This is a genomic window from Streptomyces sp. PTY087I2 (assembly GCF_001687325.1).
In the GTDB taxonomy this organism is placed as follows: Bacteria; Actinomycetota; Actinomycetes; order Streptomycetales; family Streptomycetaceae; genus Streptomyces.
The window spans coordinates 29,499-45,784 of record NZ_LZRD01000024.1 but is presented as its reverse complement, the minus strand read 5'-3'; the positions used below and the strand labels follow the sequence as shown (position 1 = coordinate 45,784).

15 protein-coding genes are annotated in these 16,286 nt (G+C 71.3%); 7 read left to right on the top strand and 8 right to left on the bottom strand.

The window, feature by feature from the left end:
- The 3 genes from alaS to A3Q37_RS25890 are packed head-to-tail and all read right to left on the bottom strand — an operon-like array spanning position 1 to position 3,486.
- The gene (gene alaS / locus A3Q37_RS25900; RefSeq protein WP_065488044.1) at positions 1–2,670 is read right to left on the bottom strand and encodes an alanine--tRNA ligase; all 2,670 of its coding nucleotides are present in this window, start codon (positions 2,668–2,670) and stop codon (positions 1–3) included.
- On the bottom strand, positions 2,670–3,017 hold the full coding sequence (locus A3Q37_RS25895; protein ID WP_065488043.1) for a DUF6167 family protein: 348 nt from the start codon (positions 3,015–3,017) through the stop codon (positions 2,670–2,672). Before A3Q37_RS25895 ends, alaS begins: the two co-directional genes overlap by 1 nt.
- A gap of 7 nt (positions 3,018–3,024) precedes the next feature.
- Positions 3,025–3,486: a DUF948 domain-containing protein gene (locus tag A3Q37_RS25890; RefSeq protein ID WP_065488042.1), complete on the bottom strand. Its 462-nt coding sequence runs from the start codon at positions 3,484–3,486 to the stop codon at positions 3,025–3,027.
- A gap of 219 nt (positions 3,487–3,705) precedes the next feature.
- On the opposite strand from A3Q37_RS25890, the gene A3Q37_RS25885 reads away from it, so the two are divergent.
- On the top strand, positions 3,706–5,907 hold the full coding sequence (locus tag A3Q37_RS25885; RefSeq protein ID WP_065488041.1) for an AAA family ATPase: 2,202 nt from the start codon (positions 3,706–3,708) through the stop codon (positions 5,905–5,907).
- Between the two features lie 17 nt (positions 5,908–5,924).
- On the opposite strand, the gene rpsD is transcribed toward A3Q37_RS25885, so the two are convergent.
- Positions 5,925–6,539, bottom strand: a complete 615-nt coding sequence (gene rpsD / locus A3Q37_RS25880; protein ID WP_065488040.1) for a 30S ribosomal protein S4 — start codon at positions 6,537–6,539, stop codon at positions 5,925–5,927.
- Positions 6,540–6,730: 191 nt separating this feature from the next.
- Here rpsD and A3Q37_RS25875 point away from each other — a divergent pair, with 191 nt between their 5' ends.
- Positions 6,731–7,432: a DUF2470 domain-containing protein gene (locus A3Q37_RS25875; RefSeq protein WP_065488039.1), complete on the top strand. Its 702-nt coding sequence runs from the start codon at positions 6,731–6,733 to the stop codon at positions 7,430–7,432.
- A gap of 20 nt (positions 7,433–7,452) precedes the next feature.
- Here the strand turns inward: A3Q37_RS25875 and A3Q37_RS25870 are convergent, their stop codons facing one another.
- Both A3Q37_RS25870 and A3Q37_RS25865 read right to left on the bottom strand, forming a co-directional pair.
- A complete protein-coding gene (locus A3Q37_RS25870) occupies positions 7,453–8,823 on the bottom strand; it encodes a replication-associated recombination protein A (RefSeq protein WP_065488038.1) in 1,371 nt (456 codons plus the stop codon).
- 55 nt (positions 8,824–8,878) lie between these two features.
- Positions 8,879–9,517 carry a vitamin K epoxide reductase family protein gene (locus tag A3Q37_RS25865; protein WP_065488037.1) on the bottom strand — a complete coding sequence of 213 codons (639 nt, stop codon included), beginning with the start codon at positions 9,515–9,517 and terminating at the stop codon, positions 8,879–8,881.
- A 136-nt stretch (positions 9,518–9,653) separates the two neighbouring features.
- On the opposite strand from A3Q37_RS25865, the gene A3Q37_RS25860 reads away from it, so the two are divergent.
- Genes A3Q37_RS25860 through A3Q37_RS25845 form a run of 4 tightly spaced genes read left to right on the top strand, consistent with a single transcriptional unit; the run spans position 9,654 to position 13,169 of the window.
- A complete protein-coding gene (locus tag A3Q37_RS25860; RefSeq protein WP_065488036.1) occupies positions 9,654–10,511 on the top strand; it encodes an ABC transporter ATP-binding protein in 858 nt (285 codons plus the stop codon).
- Entirely contained in the window at positions 10,508–11,329 is an 822-nt protein-coding gene (locus A3Q37_RS25855) for an ABC transporter permease (RefSeq protein ID WP_065488035.1), read from the top strand. The genes A3Q37_RS25860 and A3Q37_RS25855 overlap by 4 nt, the downstream gene beginning before the upstream one ends.
- Entirely contained in the window at positions 11,287–12,549 is a 1,263-nt protein-coding gene (locus A3Q37_RS25850; RefSeq protein ID WP_065488034.1) for a sensor histidine kinase, read from the top strand. The genes A3Q37_RS25855 and A3Q37_RS25850 overlap by 43 nt, the downstream gene beginning before the upstream one ends.
- Complete coding sequence (locus A3Q37_RS25845; protein ID WP_065488033.1) at positions 12,549–13,169, top strand: response regulator transcription factor; 621 nt, start codon at positions 12,549–12,551, stop codon at positions 13,167–13,169. The genes A3Q37_RS25850 and A3Q37_RS25845 overlap by 1 nt, the downstream gene beginning before the upstream one ends.
- Before the next feature lie 63 nt (positions 13,170–13,232).
- On the opposite strand, the gene hisS is transcribed toward A3Q37_RS25845, so the two are convergent.
- The gene (gene hisS / locus A3Q37_RS25840; protein WP_065488032.1) at positions 13,233–14,495 is read right to left on the bottom strand and encodes a histidine--tRNA ligase; all 1,263 of its coding nucleotides are present in this window, start codon (positions 14,493–14,495) and stop codon (positions 13,233–13,235) included.
- Positions 14,496–14,512: 17 nt separating this feature from the next.
- The gene (locus A3Q37_RS25835; RefSeq protein ID WP_065488031.1) at positions 14,513–15,202 is read right to left on the bottom strand and encodes an MBL fold metallo-hydrolase; all 690 of its coding nucleotides are present in this window, start codon (positions 15,200–15,202) and stop codon (positions 14,513–14,515) included.
- A 157-nt stretch (positions 15,203–15,359) separates the two neighbouring features.
- Between A3Q37_RS25835 and A3Q37_RS25830 the strand changes: the two genes are divergently transcribed.
- Positions 15,360–16,148, top strand: coding sequence for a peptidylprolyl isomerase (locus A3Q37_RS25830; protein ID WP_065488030.1), 789 nt, complete (start codon positions 15,360–15,362; stop codon positions 16,146–16,148).
- Positions 16,149–16,286: the final 138 nt, after the last annotated feature.

Below are 16,286 nucleotides of genomic sequence, written 5' to 3'. Positions count from 1 at the left end.
TCACGCCGTCTCGTTGACGAGGCGTTCGACCGCGGCGACGGCGTCGCCGATGGCGGCCGGGTTCGTGCCGCCGCCCTGGGCGACGTCCGGCTTGCCGCCGCCACCGCCGCCGAGGGTCTTCGCGGCCGTACGGACGAGGTCACCGGCCTTGAGACCGCGCTCGCGGGCGGCCTCGTTGGTGGCGATGACCGTGAGCGGGCGGCCGTTGGCCGTGGTGAACAGGGCCACGACGGCCGCGCGGTCGCCCTGGATGCGGCCGCGCACGTCCAGGACCAGCTTGCGCAGGTCGTCGGCGGAGGTGCCGTCGGGGACCTGGCCGGTGACCAGGGCGACGCCGCGGACGTCCTTGGCGGAGTCGACGAGACCGGCGGCGGCCGCGAGGACCTTCTCCGCGCGGTACTTCTCGATCTCCTTCTCGGCGTCCTTCAGCTTGCCGAGCATGCCCGCGATCTTCTCGGGAAGCTCCTCGGGACGGCCCTTGACCAGCTCCTGGAGCTGGGCGACGACCGTGTGCTCCTTGGCGAGGAAGTTGTACGCGTCGACGCCGACCAGGGCCTCGATGCGGCGCACGCCGGAGCCGATGGAGGACTCGCCGAGCAGCTTGACCAGGCCGAGCTGGGCGGTGTTGTGGACGTGGGTGCCGCCGCACAGCTCCTTGGAGAAGTCGCCGATGGTGACGACCCGGACCCGCTCGCCGTACTTCTCGCCGAACTCGGCGATGGCGCCCTGCTTCTTGGCCTCGTCGATGGACATGACCTCGGCCTGGACGTCGAGCTCCCGCGAGAGGACCTCGTTGATCCGCTGCTCCACGTCGGTGAGGACCGTGCCGGGGACGGCGGCGGGCGAACCGAAGTCGAAGCGGAAGCGGCCCGGCGAGTTCTCGGAGCCTGCCTGGGCGGCGGTCGGGCCGAGCGCGTCGCGCAGCGCCTGGTGCGTGAGGTGCGTGGCGCTGTGGGCGCGGGCGATGGCCCGGCGGCGGGTGGCGTCGATGGAGGCGAAGACCGGGGCTCCGACCGTCACCTCGCCGACCTGGACGACGCCCTTGTGGACGTGGACGCCGGGGACCGGCTTCTGGACGTCGCGGACCTCGATCACGGCACCGGTGTCGAGCCGGATGCGGCCGGTGTCGGCGAGCTGGCCGCCGCCCTCGGCGTAGAAGGGGGTGCGGTCGAGGACGACCTCGACCTCGTCGCCCTCGGTGGCGGCGGGCGAGGGCACGCCGTCGACCAGCAGGCCGACGATGGTCGACTCGCCGGCCAGGCTGGTGTAACCGGTGAACTCGGTGGCGCCGGAGGTGTCGGCGACCTCGCGGTAGGCGGAGAGGTCGGCGTGACCGGTCTTCTTGGCGCGGGCGTCGGCCTTGGCCTTGTCGCGCTGCTCCTGCATGAGGCGGCGGAAGCCGTCCTCGTCCACGGAGAGCCCCTGCTCGGCGGCCATCTCCAGGGTGAGGTCGATCGGGAAGCCCCAGGTGTCGTGGAGCAGGAACGCCTTGTCCCCGGCGAGGACCTTGCCGCCGGCGGCCTTGGTCTCGGTGACCGCGGTCTCCAGGATGTTGGTGCCGCCCTTGAGGGCCTTGAGGAAGGCGGCCTCCTCCGCGAGCGCGACGGTCTCGATGCGCTTGCGGTCGGTGATCAGCTCCGGGTACTGCTGCCCCATCGTGTCGATCACGACGTCGATCAGGTCCTTGACGACCGTGCCGGTCGCGCCCAGCAGGCGCATGTTGCGGATGGCGCGGCGCATGATGCGGCGCAACACATAGCCGCGGCCCTCGTTGCCCGGGGTGACGCCGTCGCCGATGAGCATCACCGACGTACGGATGTGGTCGGCGACGACGCGGAGCGAGACGTCCGTGGCGTTCTCGGCGCCGTAGCGGACGCCGGTCAGCTCGGTGGCCTTGTCCATGACGACGCGCAGGGTGTCGGTCTCGTACATGTTCTGTACGCCCTGGAGGATCATCGCCAGGCGTTCCAGGCCGAGACCGGTGTCGATGTTCTTGGACGGCAGGTCCCCGAGGATCGGGAAGTCCTCCTTGCCGTCGCCCGCGCCGCGCTCGTACTGCATGAAGACCAGGTTCCAGATCTCCACGTAGCGCTCGTCGTTGACGGCCGGGCCGCCCTCGACGCCGAACTCGGGGCCGCGGTCGTAGTTGATCTCCGAGCAGGGGCCGCAGGGTCCGGGGACGCCCATGGACCAGAAGTTGTCCTTCTTGCCCAGGCGCTGGATGCGCTCGGCGGGGACGCCGATCTTGTCGCGCCAGATGGCCTCGGCCTCGTCGTCGTCGAGGTAGACGGTGATCCAGAGCTTCTCGGGGTCGAGGCCGTAGCCGCCGTCCTCGACGGAGTTGGTCAGGGCCTCCCAGGCGAGCTGGATGGCCCCTTCCTTGAAGTAGTCCCCGAAGGAGAAGTTGCCGCACATCTGGAAGAAGGTGCCGTGGCGGGTGGTCTTGCCGACCTCTTCGATGTCCGGCGTACGCACGCACTTCTGCACGCTGGTGACGCGCGGGGCGGGCGGCTTGACCTCGCCGAGGAAGTACGGCTTGAAGGGAACCATGCCCGCGGGGACCAGCAGCAGAGTCGGGTCGTCCGCGATGAGCGACGCCGAAGGCACGGCAGTGTGACCGCGCTCCTCGAAGAAGCTCAGCCAGCGGCGGCGAATTTCAGCCGACTCCATCAGTGGTCCTCATTCCGGTTGTTCGATGTGTAGGGAAGTGTGCGGTACGTGCTCGGGTGCGCGGCGGGTTCGGGCGCTTCGACGGCGTAGTGCCGCTGTACGGGAAGGTCCTGGTCGACCGGGGCCTCCAGGCCGAGGGCGCCGCCCAGTTCGGCTTCGCGGCGGACCATGCCCTCGCGTACGTCGAGGGCGAAGTCCTTGAGCCTGTGACCCGTCTCGATCGCCTTGTCCGCGGCCTGGGCCGCGAGGCTCTCGGGGGTCAGCTGCTTGAGCTTGCGGTTGACCTTGGTGGTGGCCCACACACCGGCGGCTGCGCCGGCGGTGAACCAGAACGTGCGGCGGAACATCGCTCGATCAGTCCTTCTGTCCGCGGGCGTTTCGGCGTTCGCTCCTGCGTCCGCGCGCCGAGGGTACGGTCCGGCCGACGATCACCGTACGGCGGGCGGAGCCACGGCCCCGGGCCCGTTCCGGTTCGGGCTCGGGCGCGGTGCGGCGGCCGAGGGCCTGCCGTACGCCGTAGCCGAAGGCGGCGACCTTGACGAGGGGGCCGCCGAAGGTGGAGGCGACGGTGGTGGAGAGCGCGGAGGCGTTGGAGGTGACCTCCTGGACGTCGCTCGCGATGGCGTCGACCTTGTCCAGCTGGGTCTGCGCGGACCGGACCGTGGCCGAGGCGTCGGCCAGCAGCGGAACGGCCTGTTCGGTCACGTCCGCCACCAGCTTGGTAGTCGCCCTGAGCGTCTGGGCGAGCCTCACCAGCACCACGGCGAGGAACGAGACCAGGATCGCCCAGAAGACGGCCACGAGGATCCCGGCCACCTCTCCACCGGACACTGTGCACCGCTCTCTGTTTGTCGGTCGGCCCCTTCGGGGGCTTGTCTCCGTCGGTGCCGCCGGCTGCCGCCCGCGCGCCCGATCGTCGTGCTACGAGCCTATCGCGCCGCGCATCTCCTCCCCTACCGCATTCCCCGTGGGCCGGGCGGGAGTTGTCCGGCGAGATTGTACGGAGAGCTTTCAAGCCAGTACGCTCCGTGTTTCATGCGACGCCTGCACGTCCCCTGCCCGAATCCCGACGATCCCGACGCCCGTCCCGCGGCGACGCCCGGCAACCTCCCGGCCGAACTGACCAGGTTCGTGGGCCGGGACGACGAACTGGCCGAGCTGGGCGGGCTGCTGGAGGAGTCCCGGCTCGTCACCGTCGCCGGAGTGGCGGGGGTGGGCAAGACCCGGTGCGTCATCCGGGTCGCCGCGCTCCGGGAGAAACGGTACTGCGACGGGGTTCTGCTGGCCGAGCTGTCCACCGTCCGCGATGCCGACCTGCTGGAACACGCGCTGATCGACGCTCTGGGGCTGGCCGATCACACCAGCCGGCCGCCGCGCGCTGTCCTCGTCGAGCACCTGCGCGAGCGCCGGACGCTGCTGGTGATCGACGGCTTCGAGCATCTCGTCGACGCCTGTGCCGACCTCGTCACCGATCTGCTGCGCCGGGCCCCGAGTCTCCAGGTGCTCGCGGCCGGGCGCTGCCCGCTGCGGGTGGACGGGGAGCGGACGTATCCGCTCGCCCCGATGTCCGACGGGGACGCGGTGGAGCTGTTCTCGGAACGGGCGCGCGGGGTGCGGCCGGGCTGGGAGCCCGCGGCGGACGAGCGGTCGGCCGTGCTGGAGCTCTGCCGCCGCCTCGACGGCATTCCGCTGGCCCTGGAGCTGGCGGCCGGGCGGCTGCGCGCCCTCTCGGTGGAGCAGGTGCTGCTGCGCCTCGACGACCGGTTCCGGCTGCTGACCGGCGGCCGTCGCGGTGCGCCGCAGCGCCATCAGACGCTGCGGACGGCGATCGGCTGGAGCCATGAGCTGTGCACGCCCGAGCAGCGGCTGCTGTGGGCGCGGCTCTCGGTCTTCGCCGGGCAGTTCGACCTGGAGGCCGCGGAGTACATCTGCGGCGGGACGGATCTGCCGGCGGACTCGGTGCTCGATGTGCTGGAGGAGCTGATCGCGCAGTCGGTGGTGGAGCGCGAGGACGGCCCGGCCGGGGCCCGCTACCGGCTGCTGGACACGGTCAGCGAGTACGGGGCGCGGTGGCTGGCGGCGGCCGGGGACGCCCAGCGGCTGCGGCGCCGGCACCGGGACTGGTTCCTGGGGCTCGCGACCTGGTGCGAGCTGGACTGGTTCAGTCCGCGCCAGGCGGAGGTGGCGGCGCGGATCGACAGCGAACTGCCCAATCTTCGCCGGGCGATGGAATGTTCGATGGAGAGCCCCGACGAGGTGCATCTCGCGCAGCATCTGGCGGGCACCCTGTGGTTCTACTGGACCGGCTGCGGGCGGCTGTCCGAGGGGCGGCACTGGCTGGACCATGTTCTGGAGGAGCCGACCCCGCACGATGCCGCACGGCTGAAGGTGCTGTGGGTGCTGGGCTATGTGGCGGTGCTCCAGGGCGACGCGGTGGGCGCGATCTCGGCGCTCCAGGAGTGCCGGGAGGAGGCCGAGCGCTGCGGGGACGCGACGGCGCTGGCGTACGCGGTGCACCGCACGGGGTGTCTGGCGATCGTGACGGACGACATGGAGCGCGCCGAGGAGCTGCTGCGCGAGGCGCTCGGCCGGTACCGCGAAGTCGGCGAGCTGAACAGCAACGTCCTGATGGCGCAGGTGGAGCTGGCCATGGCGGTGGCGTTCCTCGGCGATCTGGACGCGGCGGCGGTGATCTGCGACGAGGTCCGGGAGATCTGCGAGGACCACGGGGAGCGGTGGGCGCTGGCGTACGCGCTGTACGTCCTGGCGTACGCGGCGCTGCGGCGGGGGCGGCCGGCCCGGGCGCGGCAGATGCTCGGCGAGTGTCTGACGATCGGCCGGACGTTCAACGATCTGCTGGGCACGGTGCTGTCGCTGGAGCTGCTGGCGCTGGTGACGGCGGTGGAGGGGGATGCCGGGGAGGCCGCCGTGCTCCAGGGGGCGGCGGAGGGCATCTGGCCGTCGGTGGGGTTGCAGCTGTTCGGCTCGGCGTTCTACGGGCGGCCAAGGGTGGAGTGCGAGGAGCAGGCGCGCCGGGAGCTGGGGAACGCGGCGTACGAGGAGGGGCTGCGGGCGGGGCGGCGGCTGGATCCGGCCACGGCGGTCGACCGGGCCCTGGCCGGTGGCGGACCGGGTGCGCCGGGTGCGGGCGGGGTGCCGGCGCCGGGCGGGCCCGGGGGAACGCGAAGGCCCGCCGCCTCCCGGATGACCGGGAGGGGCGGGCCGGAGCGCTGGTGAGAGCGGCTACGCCTGGATCAGCGGGCGTAGTACTCGACGACGAGCTGCTCGTCGCAGATCACCGGGATCTCCTTGCGGTTCGGGTCCCGGTCCAGGCGGAAGGCCAGGGCCTTCAGGTTCACCTGGAGGTAGCGCGGGGTCTCACCCTCGGTGTCGTAACCACCCTCGCGGGCCACCTGGAAGGGGACCTTGGAGCGGCTGCGCTCGCGGACCTGGACGATGTCGTCCGGGCGCACGCGGAAGGACGGCTTGTCGACCTTGCCGCCGTTGACCTCGATGTGGCCGTGGACGACCATCTGACGGGCCTGGTAGATGGTGCGGGCGATGCCCGAACGCAGGACCAGGGCGTCGAGACGGCGCTCGAGCTCGACGACCAGCGCCTCGCCCGTCTTGCCCTCGGCCTTCTTGGCACGGTCGTAGGCGCGCACCATCTGGCGCTCGCTGATGTCGTACTGCGCACGCAGGCGCTGCTTCTCCAGCAGACGGACCTTGTAGTCCGAGTTCTGCTTGCGGCCACGGCCGTGCTCGCCCGGCGGGTACGGACGAGCTTCGAAGTACTTGACAGCCTTGGGCGTCAGGGCGATGCCGAGGGCACGCGACTTCTTGACCTTGGGACGCGACTGGTTAGGCACGTTCTCCAGACCTCCGTTGTAGGTTAGGTTAGGCTTACCTTACTCAAGGAGATCGCATGTCTCGCCCTGGGAACACCACTCACGTCACGGACAGCACAGACAGCGGCAGCACCTCAGAGGAGGATGCTGCTACGACGGAAGGCCGATCAGATCGTGGTCAGCCGCGTCCCAGCGGGCTAGAAAACACTCGGATGCCGTCAGCAGCCGAGCGCACACGAACTCTCGTACAGAGTACCTGCTCCGCGCTGCTGGTCGTACCGGGGCTCGATCTGGCCCGCGCCGAAGCCCTGGTCCCGGACAGCCGGAGCGTGGGGCCCGAGGGGGATGTGTTCCTCGAATTCCCCGCGGATTCCCCGGCGGTACGGGCCGCGACGCACGCGCAGGGCGACGAGCTGACCGCCGTGCTGGAGATCACGGACGTCGCTCCGGTCTCCGTACCGCACCGGATCCGCGGCCGCGCCTGGGTCTCCGGCTGGCTCACCTCCGTGCCCGGCATCGCCGAGCCCGGCCGGATGATGCTGCGCCTGGAGTTCGGCGAGGCGTACGTGGACGACCTCTGGGGCGCCGAGGACATCGAGCCGGAGGACTTCCGTGACGCGGCCCCCGATCCGCTGGTCCACCACGAGGCGGAGTTGCTCCAGCATCTGGCCTCCGCCCACGACGAGCAGATGCGCACCCTGTGCGGGCTGCTGGGCGAGCGGACGGCCCGGGCCTGCGCGCCGGATCAGCCGAACGCCGTGCCCGTGGCACTGGACCGGTTCGGGCTGCGGGTCCGCTTCATCGAGAGCAGGGACGCGTGCTTCGACGCCCGCTTCGAGTTCCCCGAGCCCGTGCGCGATGTCACGGAGCTGCGCCGCGCCATGCACACCCTCTTCGAGGCGGCCGCGTCCTGACCCGGGCGGCGTAGAAGCCCCTACGCCTGCTCGCCGCCCTCGCCGGCGCGGCCGAGGCGCTCGCGGACGCGCTCGACGACGTCCGCGTACCGCGCCTCGGCGCCGTAGCGGGTGGGGGTGTAGTACTGCCGGTCCCGGACGGCGTCCGGGGCGTACTGCTGGGCGGCGATGCCGCCCTGCACGTCGTGCGGATAGACATAGCCCTGGGCGTGGCCGAGCTTGGCGGCGCCCTTGTAATGACCGTCGCGCAGATGGGCCGGGACGGGTCCGGCGAGCCCTCTGCGTACGTCTTCCTGCGCGGCGGAGATCGCGAGCGTCGCCGCGTTGGACTTCGGCGCGAGCGCGAGGGCGATCGTGGCGTGGCTGAGGGTCAGCGCCGCCTCCGGGAAGCCGATCATGGCGACGGCCTGGGCGGCCGCCACCGCCGTCGGCAGCGCGGTGGGATCCGCGAGCCCGATGTCCTCGCTGGCCGAGATCATCAGCCGCCGGGCGATGAACCGGGGGTCCTCCCCCGCCTCGATCATCCGGGCCAGATAGTGCAGGGCGGCGTCCACGTCGGAGCCGCGGATCGACTTGATGAGCGCGCTGGCCACGTCGTAGTGCTGGTCGCCGTCACGGTCGTACTTCACGGCGGCGCGGTCGACGGTCGCCTCGACCGTCTCCAGCGTGATCTCCGCCTCCTGCGTGGCGATGGCCGCACCGGCCGCGGCCTCCAGCGCGGTGAGCGCACGCCGCGCATCGCCGCCGGCGATCCGCAGCAGATGCGCCTCGGCGTCCTCGGGCAGGGTGACCGCCCCGCCGAGCCCCCGCTCCTCGGTCAGCGCCCGGCGCAGCAGCGAGCGCAGGTCGTCGTCGGTCAGCGGCTCCAGGGTGAGCAGCAGGGAGCGCGAGAGCAGCGGGGAGATCACCGAGAAGTACGGATTCTCCGTGGTGGCGGCGATGAGCGTCACCCAGCGGTTCTCCACGGCGGGGAGCAGCGAGTCCTGCTGGGCCTTGGAAAAGCGGTGGATCTCGTCCAGGAAGAGAACGGTCTCCTTGCCGAAGCCACCGGTGGCGCGGCGCGCGCTCTCGATGACGGCCCGGACCTCCTTGACGCCCGCGGTGATCGCGGAGAGCTCCACGAAACGTTTGTTGGTGGCCTTGCTGACCACATACGCCAGAGTGGTCTTACCGGTGCCGGGCGGGCCCCACAGGATGACGGAGGACGCCCCCGCAGGACCGCTTCCCCCGTCGCCGACGAGACGGCGCAGGGGCGAGCCCGGCTTCAGCAGATGCTGCTGGCCGACGACCTCGTCGAGGGTGCGCGGACGCATCCGGACAGCGAGGGGGCTGCTGGACGGGTCCTTCTCCTGGCGGTCTTCGGCGGCTGCGGTAAAGAGGTCGGGCTCCACGTCATGAAGCCTAAGCGACCCCACTGACAGCCCCACCAGGGGCGGGTCCGGCGGCTCAGCTGGTCCAGAAGTCCCACCAGCGGGTCAGGATCAGCATGCCGATGATCCCGATCCACATCACCGGAAGCACCCAGGGGAACTCGGTGAGCCCGTTCCGCAGCCAGGACGGGGCCGGGAGGATGCGGTTCTTGACGTTGTGCGTGGTCACGTAGCAGAACATGACGATGGTGGCGACCCAGGCCAGGCAGCACCACAGGCAGAGCGAGTTGATGTTGTACAGGGACTGGTACTGGAGCCAGGTGCAGAAGCCCACCCCGAACAGCGTCCCGGCGTTCAGCCCGAGCCAGAACCAGCCGCGGTAACGGGCCCCGGCGAGCAGCCCCATCCCGATCGCGATGACCATGCCGTACGTGACCAAGCCCAGCATCGGGTTGGGGAACCCGAACGCGGAGGCCTGCTCGCTCTTCATGATGTTGCCGCACGCGACGACGGGGTTGAGGCTGCAACCGGGCGTGAAGGAGGGGTCCTCCAGCAGCTTGAACTTGTCGATCGTGATGACCCAGGAGGCCAGCAGACCGGCCGCGCCGGTGATCACCAGCAGCAGGGCAAGACCGCGTCCGGCCCCGAAGGCGCGCTTGCGGCCGCCCTCGTCCTGGTCGGAGGAGAGGCCGTGGTCTACCGCAGCAGTCGTCATATCGCCGTTCCGTCACCGAGTGGTCAGCCGGGCAAGGTCATTGTGCCGCACCCCCGTACCGGTCCACCGTTCGATGGACATAAAGGTGTACGACCGGTGGGCAGCGGATCGTCGGCCGCACGGAAGGCTCGGACCCATGACGGAACTCGTGGTGAACGTGCGCGGACTGCGCAAGCGATACGGCGGTGTGACCGCGCTGGACGGCCTGGACCTGGGCATCCGGCGGGGCGAGGTGTGCGGACTGCTCGGCCCGAACGGCGCCGGGAAGAGCACCTGTGTGGGAGTGCTCCAGGGGCAGCGGGACCGGGACGGCGGCCAGGTGGAAGTCCTCGGCGTCGACCCCGCGACGGCCGACCGCCGTCAACGGTCCCGAGTCGGGATCGTCTGGCAGGATGAATCCGCTCCCGCCGAGTTGACGGTGCGGGAGACGGTCCGGCACTTCGCCCGCTACTATCCACGCCCGCGCGACCCCGACGAGACCATCGCCCTGGTCGGTCTGGAGGCGAAGGCGGGATCCCGGACGAAGGCCCTCTCGGGCGGTCAGCGCCGCCGCCTCGATGTGGCGCTCGGAGTGATCGGCTCCCCCGAACTCCTCCTGCTCGACGAGCCGACCACCGGTTTCGATCCGGCGGCCCGGCGGCAGTTCTGGGAGCTGATCCGGCTGCTCGCGGACGACGGCACCACCATCCTCCTGACCACGCACTATCTGGAGGAGGCCGAGGCGCTCGCCGACCGGCTCGTGGTCGTCGCCTCGGGCGCCGCGGTCGCCGCGGGGACCCCCGGGGAGCTGCGGGCCCGGTACGGCACCCGCGCCACGGTCCGGTGGACGGAGCCCGACGGATCGCCGCGCTCCGAGGAGACCGCGACGCCGACCCGTACGGTCACCGCGCTCGCCGACCGGTTCGGCGGAGAGGTCCCCGGCCTGCTGGTCACCCGGCCCACACTGGAGGACGTCTATCTGCGGCTCACCGGGCAGTCGGAGGCCGTCCGATGACCGCACAGGACACCACCGGCCTGCCCGGTGCGTGGCGCCTGGGTCTGCTGCGCGGCGGTCTGGAGCTGAAGCAGTTCTTCCGCCTGCGCGACCAGGTCGTCTTCTCGCTCGCCTTCCCCGTCGTCCTTCTGGTGCTGCTCGCCTCGATCTTCGGCGGTGAGGTGGCGGACGGCGAGGTCCCCGTCTCGCAGATCTATGTGGCCGCGATGCTCGGGGCGGGCATCATGGCGACCAGCTTCCAGTCGCTCGGCATCTCCATCGCGATCGAGCGCGACGAGCGGCTGCTGCGCCGGCTGATCTCCACACCGATGCCGCCCGCCGCCTACTTCCTGGGAAAGGTGTGGCTGGTCCTGGTCACCGGGGCCCTGGAGGCGGCCGTCCTGCTGGCGGTCGGAGTCGGACTGTACGATCTTGAGCTGCCCGGGGACGTGTCCACCTGGCTGACGTTCGGCTGGATCTTCCTGCTCGGGACGGCGGCCTGCGCGCTGCTCGGCATCGCGATCAGCAGTCTGCCCGGGTCGGGCCGGAGCGCGGGCTCGGTGGTCATCCTGCCGTTCCTGGTGCTCCAGTTCGTCTCCGGCGTCTACATCCCGGCGAGCCAGCTCCCGGACTGGATGCTGAACATCGGCGCCCTGTTCCCGCTGAAGTGGATGTGCCAGGGCTTTCGCGGGGTCTTCCTGCCCGAGTCGGCCGCCGTGCTGGAGCAGACGGGCGGCTGGGAGTTCGGACGGATCGCCCTCGTGCTGGGCGCGTGGTGCATCGGAGGGTTGCTGCTGTGTCTGCTGACGTTTCGCTGGAAGAACCGGCGCGACGGCTGACCGGTACGGGCGGGGCTCGCGACTCCGACGTCTGGGTCCGGTCGGTGCGCCCCTGGGACGGGTATTTCGCCGTCGTCTGGGCGGTCACCCTCGCCGTGGTGCTGGGAGCCGCCGAACCGTCGTGGCCGGTCCGCCTGACGGCGGCCGCGATCGTGGCGCTGAATCTGCCGTGGTACGTCCTGATGGGCCGGCCGGCGATGCTGGACGGCAGCGGGGCCGAAGGGCCGGCCCGCCGCTATGTGGCCGGAGCGCTGCTGCTCTTCCTGCCCACCGCGATGCTGGTCGGCGAGACGCAGCTGGTCACGTTCGCGCTGGCCCCGCAGTGCTTCATGCTGCTGCGGCTGCGGGACGCGCTGTGGGTGCTGGGCGGGATGGGCGCGGTGCCGTTCGTGGGGTGGACGCTGCTGTGGCACCCGACAGCGGGCGAGGCCGCGTTCCGGCTGCTGCTGGCGGTGGCGACCTTCGCGTTCAGCGCGTTCCTGGGGCGGTGGACGACGCGGATCATCGCCCAGAGCCGCGAACGGGCCGCGCTGATCGCCGAGCTGGAGGCGGGCCGCGAGGAGATCGCCCGGCTGTCCACGGCCCACGGGGCGCTGGCGGAGCGGGAGCGGATGTCGCGGGAGATCCACGACACGCTCGCCCAGGGCTTCACCAGCCTGCTGATGCTCTCGCAGGCCGTCGAGTCCGAGCTGGAGCACGATCTGCCGCAGGCCCGGCGGCATGTCGCGCTGATGACCCGGACCGCGCGGGAGAACCTCGCCGAGGCCCGGGCCCTGGTGGCCGGCGGTTCACCGGCCGACCTGGCGGGCAACTCGCTGGCGGACGCGCTGCGCCGGCTGGCCGACCGGCACACCGCGCAGACCGGGGCCCCGGCGCGGCTGAAGGTGGACGGGGACGTGACGCCGCTGCCGACCGCGTACGAGGTGGTCGTCCTGCGCGCCTGCCAGGAAGCCCTCGCCAACACCCGTAAGCACGCGGGTCCGTCCGTACCGGTGGCCGTCGTGCTGACGTACTCCTCCGACGCCCTGACCCTGTCCGTACGGGACGAGGGGTGCGGCTTTGATCCCCGGGCGCCTCGCGAGGGTTACGGCCTCGACGGTGTTCGGGCCAGGGCCGAGGAGGCGGGCGGCTGCGCGACGGTCAGCAGCGCGCCGGGCTCCGGGACCTCGGTGACCGTGTCCCTGCCACTGCCCCAAGGCGCCCTCGGAAGGAGCACCTGATGATCCGTGTCCTGTTGGCCGACGACCATCCCGTCGTACGGGAGGGGCTGCGCGGGATGCTGGAGGCCGAGCCGGACCTGACCGTGGTGGCCGAGGCGTCCAGCGGTCCTCGCGCCGAGGCGCTCTGCGCGGAGCTGCTGCCGGACATCGTGCTGATGGACCTGCGGATGCCGGGCGGCGGAGGCGTCGAGTCGATCCGCCGGATCAGGGCGGCCGGGCTGCCGTGCCGGGTCGTCGTGCTCACCACGTACGAGAGCGACAGCGACATCCTGCGGGCTGTGGAGGCCGGGGCGTCCGGCTATCTGCTCAAGGACCTGGGCCGGGCGGAGCTGGCGGACGCGATCCGGGCCGCGGCCCGGGGCGAGACGGTGCTGGCCCCGACGGTGGCGACCCGGCTGGTGGACCAGTTGCGCGAAGCGCCGGAGGTGCCCCGGCTCTCGGAGCGCGAGACGCAGGTGCTGCGGCTGGTGGCGGAGGGGTGCACCAACGCGGAGATCGGGCGGCGGCTGTTCATCGGCGAGTCGACGGTGAAGACCCATCTGCTGCGGGTCTTCGGGAAGCTGGGCGTCAGCGACCGGACGGCGGCGGTGACGGGGGCGATGCGCCACGGGCTGCTGTGAACGCGACGGGGCGCGGGCGGCGGGACCCGAGGTCCCGCCGCCCGCGCCCCGTTCACGGCTCGGTCAGCCCAGCCGCTTCGCCAGTTCCGCCGCGGCCTCCGCAAGCGGTACCGCGGTCTGCTCGCCGGACTCCATGTCCTTGAGCTGGACGACGCCCTCGGCGAGATCGCGCTCGCCCGCGACCAGGGTGTAGCGGGCGCCCGAGCGGTTGGCGCTCTTCATCGCGCCCTTCAGGCCCCGGCCGCCGAAGGCGAAGTCGGCGGCGATGCCCGCGCGGCGCAGCTCGGTGACGACGGCGAACAGGGCCCGGCGGGCCTCGTCGCCGAGGGGGACCGCGTAGACGCTGGTGGTGGCGGGGAGGTCGAGTTCGACGCCCTCGGCCTCCAGGGCGAGGACCGTGCGGTCCACGCCGAGCGCCCAGCCGACGGACGGCAGCTCGGGGCCGCCGATCATCTCGGAGAGGCCGTCGTAGCGGCCGCCGCCGCCCACCGCGGACTGCGAGCCGAGACCGTCGTGGACGAACTCGAAGGTCGTACGGGTGTAGTAGTCGAGGCCGCGCACCAGCTTCTCGTCGTCCTCGAACGCGACCCCGGCCGCCGTGAGCAGGGCGCGGACCTCTTCGTGGTACGCCTTGCACGCGTCGCACAGGTAGTCGCGGAGCTTCGGGGCGTCGGTCAGCTGCTTCTGGACGTCGGCCCGCTTGTCGTCCAGGACGCGCAGCGGGTTGATCTCGATGCGGCGGCGGGTCTCCTCGTCGAGGTCCAGGTCGCGCAGGAAGGTCTGGAGCGCCTCGCGGTAGACCGGGCGGCACTCCTTGTCGCCCAGCGAGTTCAGCAGGATGCGGAACTGGCGCAGGCCCAGCGAGCGGTAAGCCTGGTCGGCCAGGATGATCAGCTCGGCGTCCAGGGCCGGGTCCTCGGTGCCGATGGCCTCGGCGCCGACCTGCGAGAAGTGGCGGTAGCGGCCCGCCTGCGGACGCTCGTAGCGGTAGTACGAGCCGGAGTACCAGAGCTTGACCGGGAGGTTGCCCAGCTTGTGGAGGTTGGCCTCCAGGGCCGCGCGCAGCACGGAGGCGGTGCCCTCGGGGCGCAGCGCCAGCTGGTCGCCGCCCTTGGTGGTGAGGGTGTACATCTCCTTGGTGACGATGTCGGTGGACTCGCCGACTCCGCGCGCGAACAGCTCGACGTTCTCGAAGCCGGGCGTCTCGATGTAGCCGTAGCCGGAGTCGCGCAGGGGCGCGGAGATGGCCTCGCGCACCGCCAGGAACTTCGCGGAACGGGGCGGGGTCAGGTCGTACGTGCCCTTGGGGGCCTGAAAGGTGCTCACGTGAATACGTCTCTCGTCTACAGTCCTCGGCGCGGCGCCGCTTCCAACCCGTTCATGAAGGGGTTGGTGGCGCGCTCGCGGCCGATGGTCGTCTGGGGGCCGTGGCCGGACAGCACCACGGTCGAGTCGTCGAGCGGCAGGCACACACGGGCCAGCGACTTCAACAGCTCGGCGTGGTCGCCGCCGGGCAGGTCGGTGCGTCCGACGGAGCCGGCGAAGAGCAGGTCGCCCGAGAAGAGGACCGGCGGAATGTCCGCGGCCTCGGGCATCCCGAACGTCACCGACCCCTTGGTATGGCCGGGCGCGTGCGAGACGCCGAACTCCAGCCCTGCCAGCGTCAGCTTCGACCCGTCGGTCAGCTCCTTGACGTCGTCCGGCTCCCCCACGGTCAGCTCGCCCATGAGCGGCATCCCGATGGAGCGGCCGAGCGCCTTCTCCGGGTCGCTCATCATGTAGCGGTCCTCGGGGTGGATCCAGGCGGGGACGTCGTGGGCGCCGCAGACGGGCACGACCGAGGCGACGTGGTCGATGTGGCCGTGGGTGAGAACGACGGCGACGGGCTTGAGCCGATGCTTCTTCAGCGCTTCCTCGACGCCCTGGGCGGCCTGGTGGCCCGGGTCGATGATCACGCACTCCTCACCGGCGGCGGGGGCGACCAGATAGCAATTGGTCCCCCAGGCCCCGGCGGGGAACCCGGCAATAAGCACGATCGTCCTTAATGTTCGGCGGAGGATGCGGCCCGCAGTACAAGGATGCGGCGGATCAGAGCCTACCGGCGCTCCTCATGACACAGGTAACCCATATACGGTACGGGCAGCTCAGGCCCCCATCCGACGATCCACGACGTAACAAGGAGCCCAACCGGTGTCCAGCAGCGAACAGCGGCGGCGGAACGCCCGGCTGAAGTACGAGCGCCAGCAGAAGCGCCGGGAGGAAGCCCGCCGCAGGACGAGGCGCATCACCGCGATCGTCGCGGCCTCGGTGGCCGTGGTCGCCGTCGTGGGCGTGAGCGCGTTCGTCGTGGCGGGCAGGGACGACGACAAGGACAAGAAGAGCGAGGCGGCGGCGAGCCAGACCCCCACTCCGGAGCCTTCGGAGAGTGAGAGCAAGGCTCCCACGCCTCCGATGAAGATCGACAAGAAGGCCACGTACACGATGTCGCTCAAGACGAGCCAGGGCGACATCGCGTTCTCGATGGACGCGGCGAAGACCCCGGAGACGGTGAACTCCTTCAAGGCGCTCGCCGACAAGGGCTATTTCGACGACACCAAGTGCCACCGGCTGACCACCCAGGGCATCTTCGTGCTCCAGTGCGGCGACCCCAAGGGCGACGGCACGGGCGGTCCGGGCTACAACATCCCGGACGAGAACCTGGACGCGCTCGGCAAGGCGGGCGACGACGGTACGGTCGTCTACCCGCCGGGCACGGTGGCGATGGCCAACACCGGCCAGCCGGACTCCGGCGGCAGCCAGTTCTTCCTGGTCTACAAGGAGACGAAGCTCCCGCCCACCTACACGCCGTTCGGCACGATGGACGACGCCTCGCTGAAGGCCGTCGAGAAGGTCGGCGCGGCCGGGGTCGAGGGCGGTGCGGGCGACGGCGCCCCGAAGAAGGCCGTGACGGTCGAGAAGGTCTCCGTCGAGAAGAGCTGAGCCCGCGGGACGGCGGCCGACGGAAAGGGGCTCCGCCCGGGCGGAGCCCCTTTGCCCGCCCGGGCGAAGAATTTCAGCCGCGCTGAGTGCGGACAGCCGGGCGGCCGGTCGCCTAGATTGGCGTTGTGCAGGGCGGGC

What these genes read in the sequence shown, in the direction of transcription:
- alaS (WP_065488044.1), bottom strand. Translation starts at nt 2,670, where the DNA reads ATGGAGTCGGCTGAAATTCGCCGCCGCTGGCTGAGCTTCTTCGAGGAG.
- A3Q37_RS25895 (WP_065488043.1), bottom strand. Translation starts at nt 3,017, where the DNA reads ATGTTCCGCCGCACGTTCTGGTTCACCGCCGGCGCAGCCGCCGGTGTG.
- A3Q37_RS25885 (WP_065488041.1), top strand. Translation starts at nt 3,706, where the DNA reads ATGCGACGCCTGCACGTCCCCTGCCCGAATCCCGACGATCCCGACGCC.
- A3Q37_RS25875 (WP_065488039.1), top strand. Translation starts at nt 6,731, where the DNA reads ATGCCGTCAGCAGCCGAGCGCACACGAACTCTCGTACAGAGTACCTGC.
- A3Q37_RS25865 (WP_065488037.1), bottom strand. Translation starts at nt 9,517, where the DNA reads ATGACGACTGCTGCGGTAGACCACGGCCTCTCCTCCGACCAGGACGAG.
- A3Q37_RS25860 (WP_065488036.1), top strand. Translation starts at nt 9,654, where the DNA reads ATGACGGAACTCGTGGTGAACGTGCGCGGACTGCGCAAGCGATACGGC.
- A3Q37_RS25855 (WP_065488035.1), top strand. Translation starts at nt 10,508, where the DNA reads ATGACCGCACAGGACACCACCGGCCTGCCCGGTGCGTGGCGCCTGGGT.
- A3Q37_RS25845 (WP_065488033.1), top strand. Translation starts at nt 12,549, where the DNA reads ATGATCCGTGTCCTGTTGGCCGACGACCATCCCGTCGTACGGGAGGGG.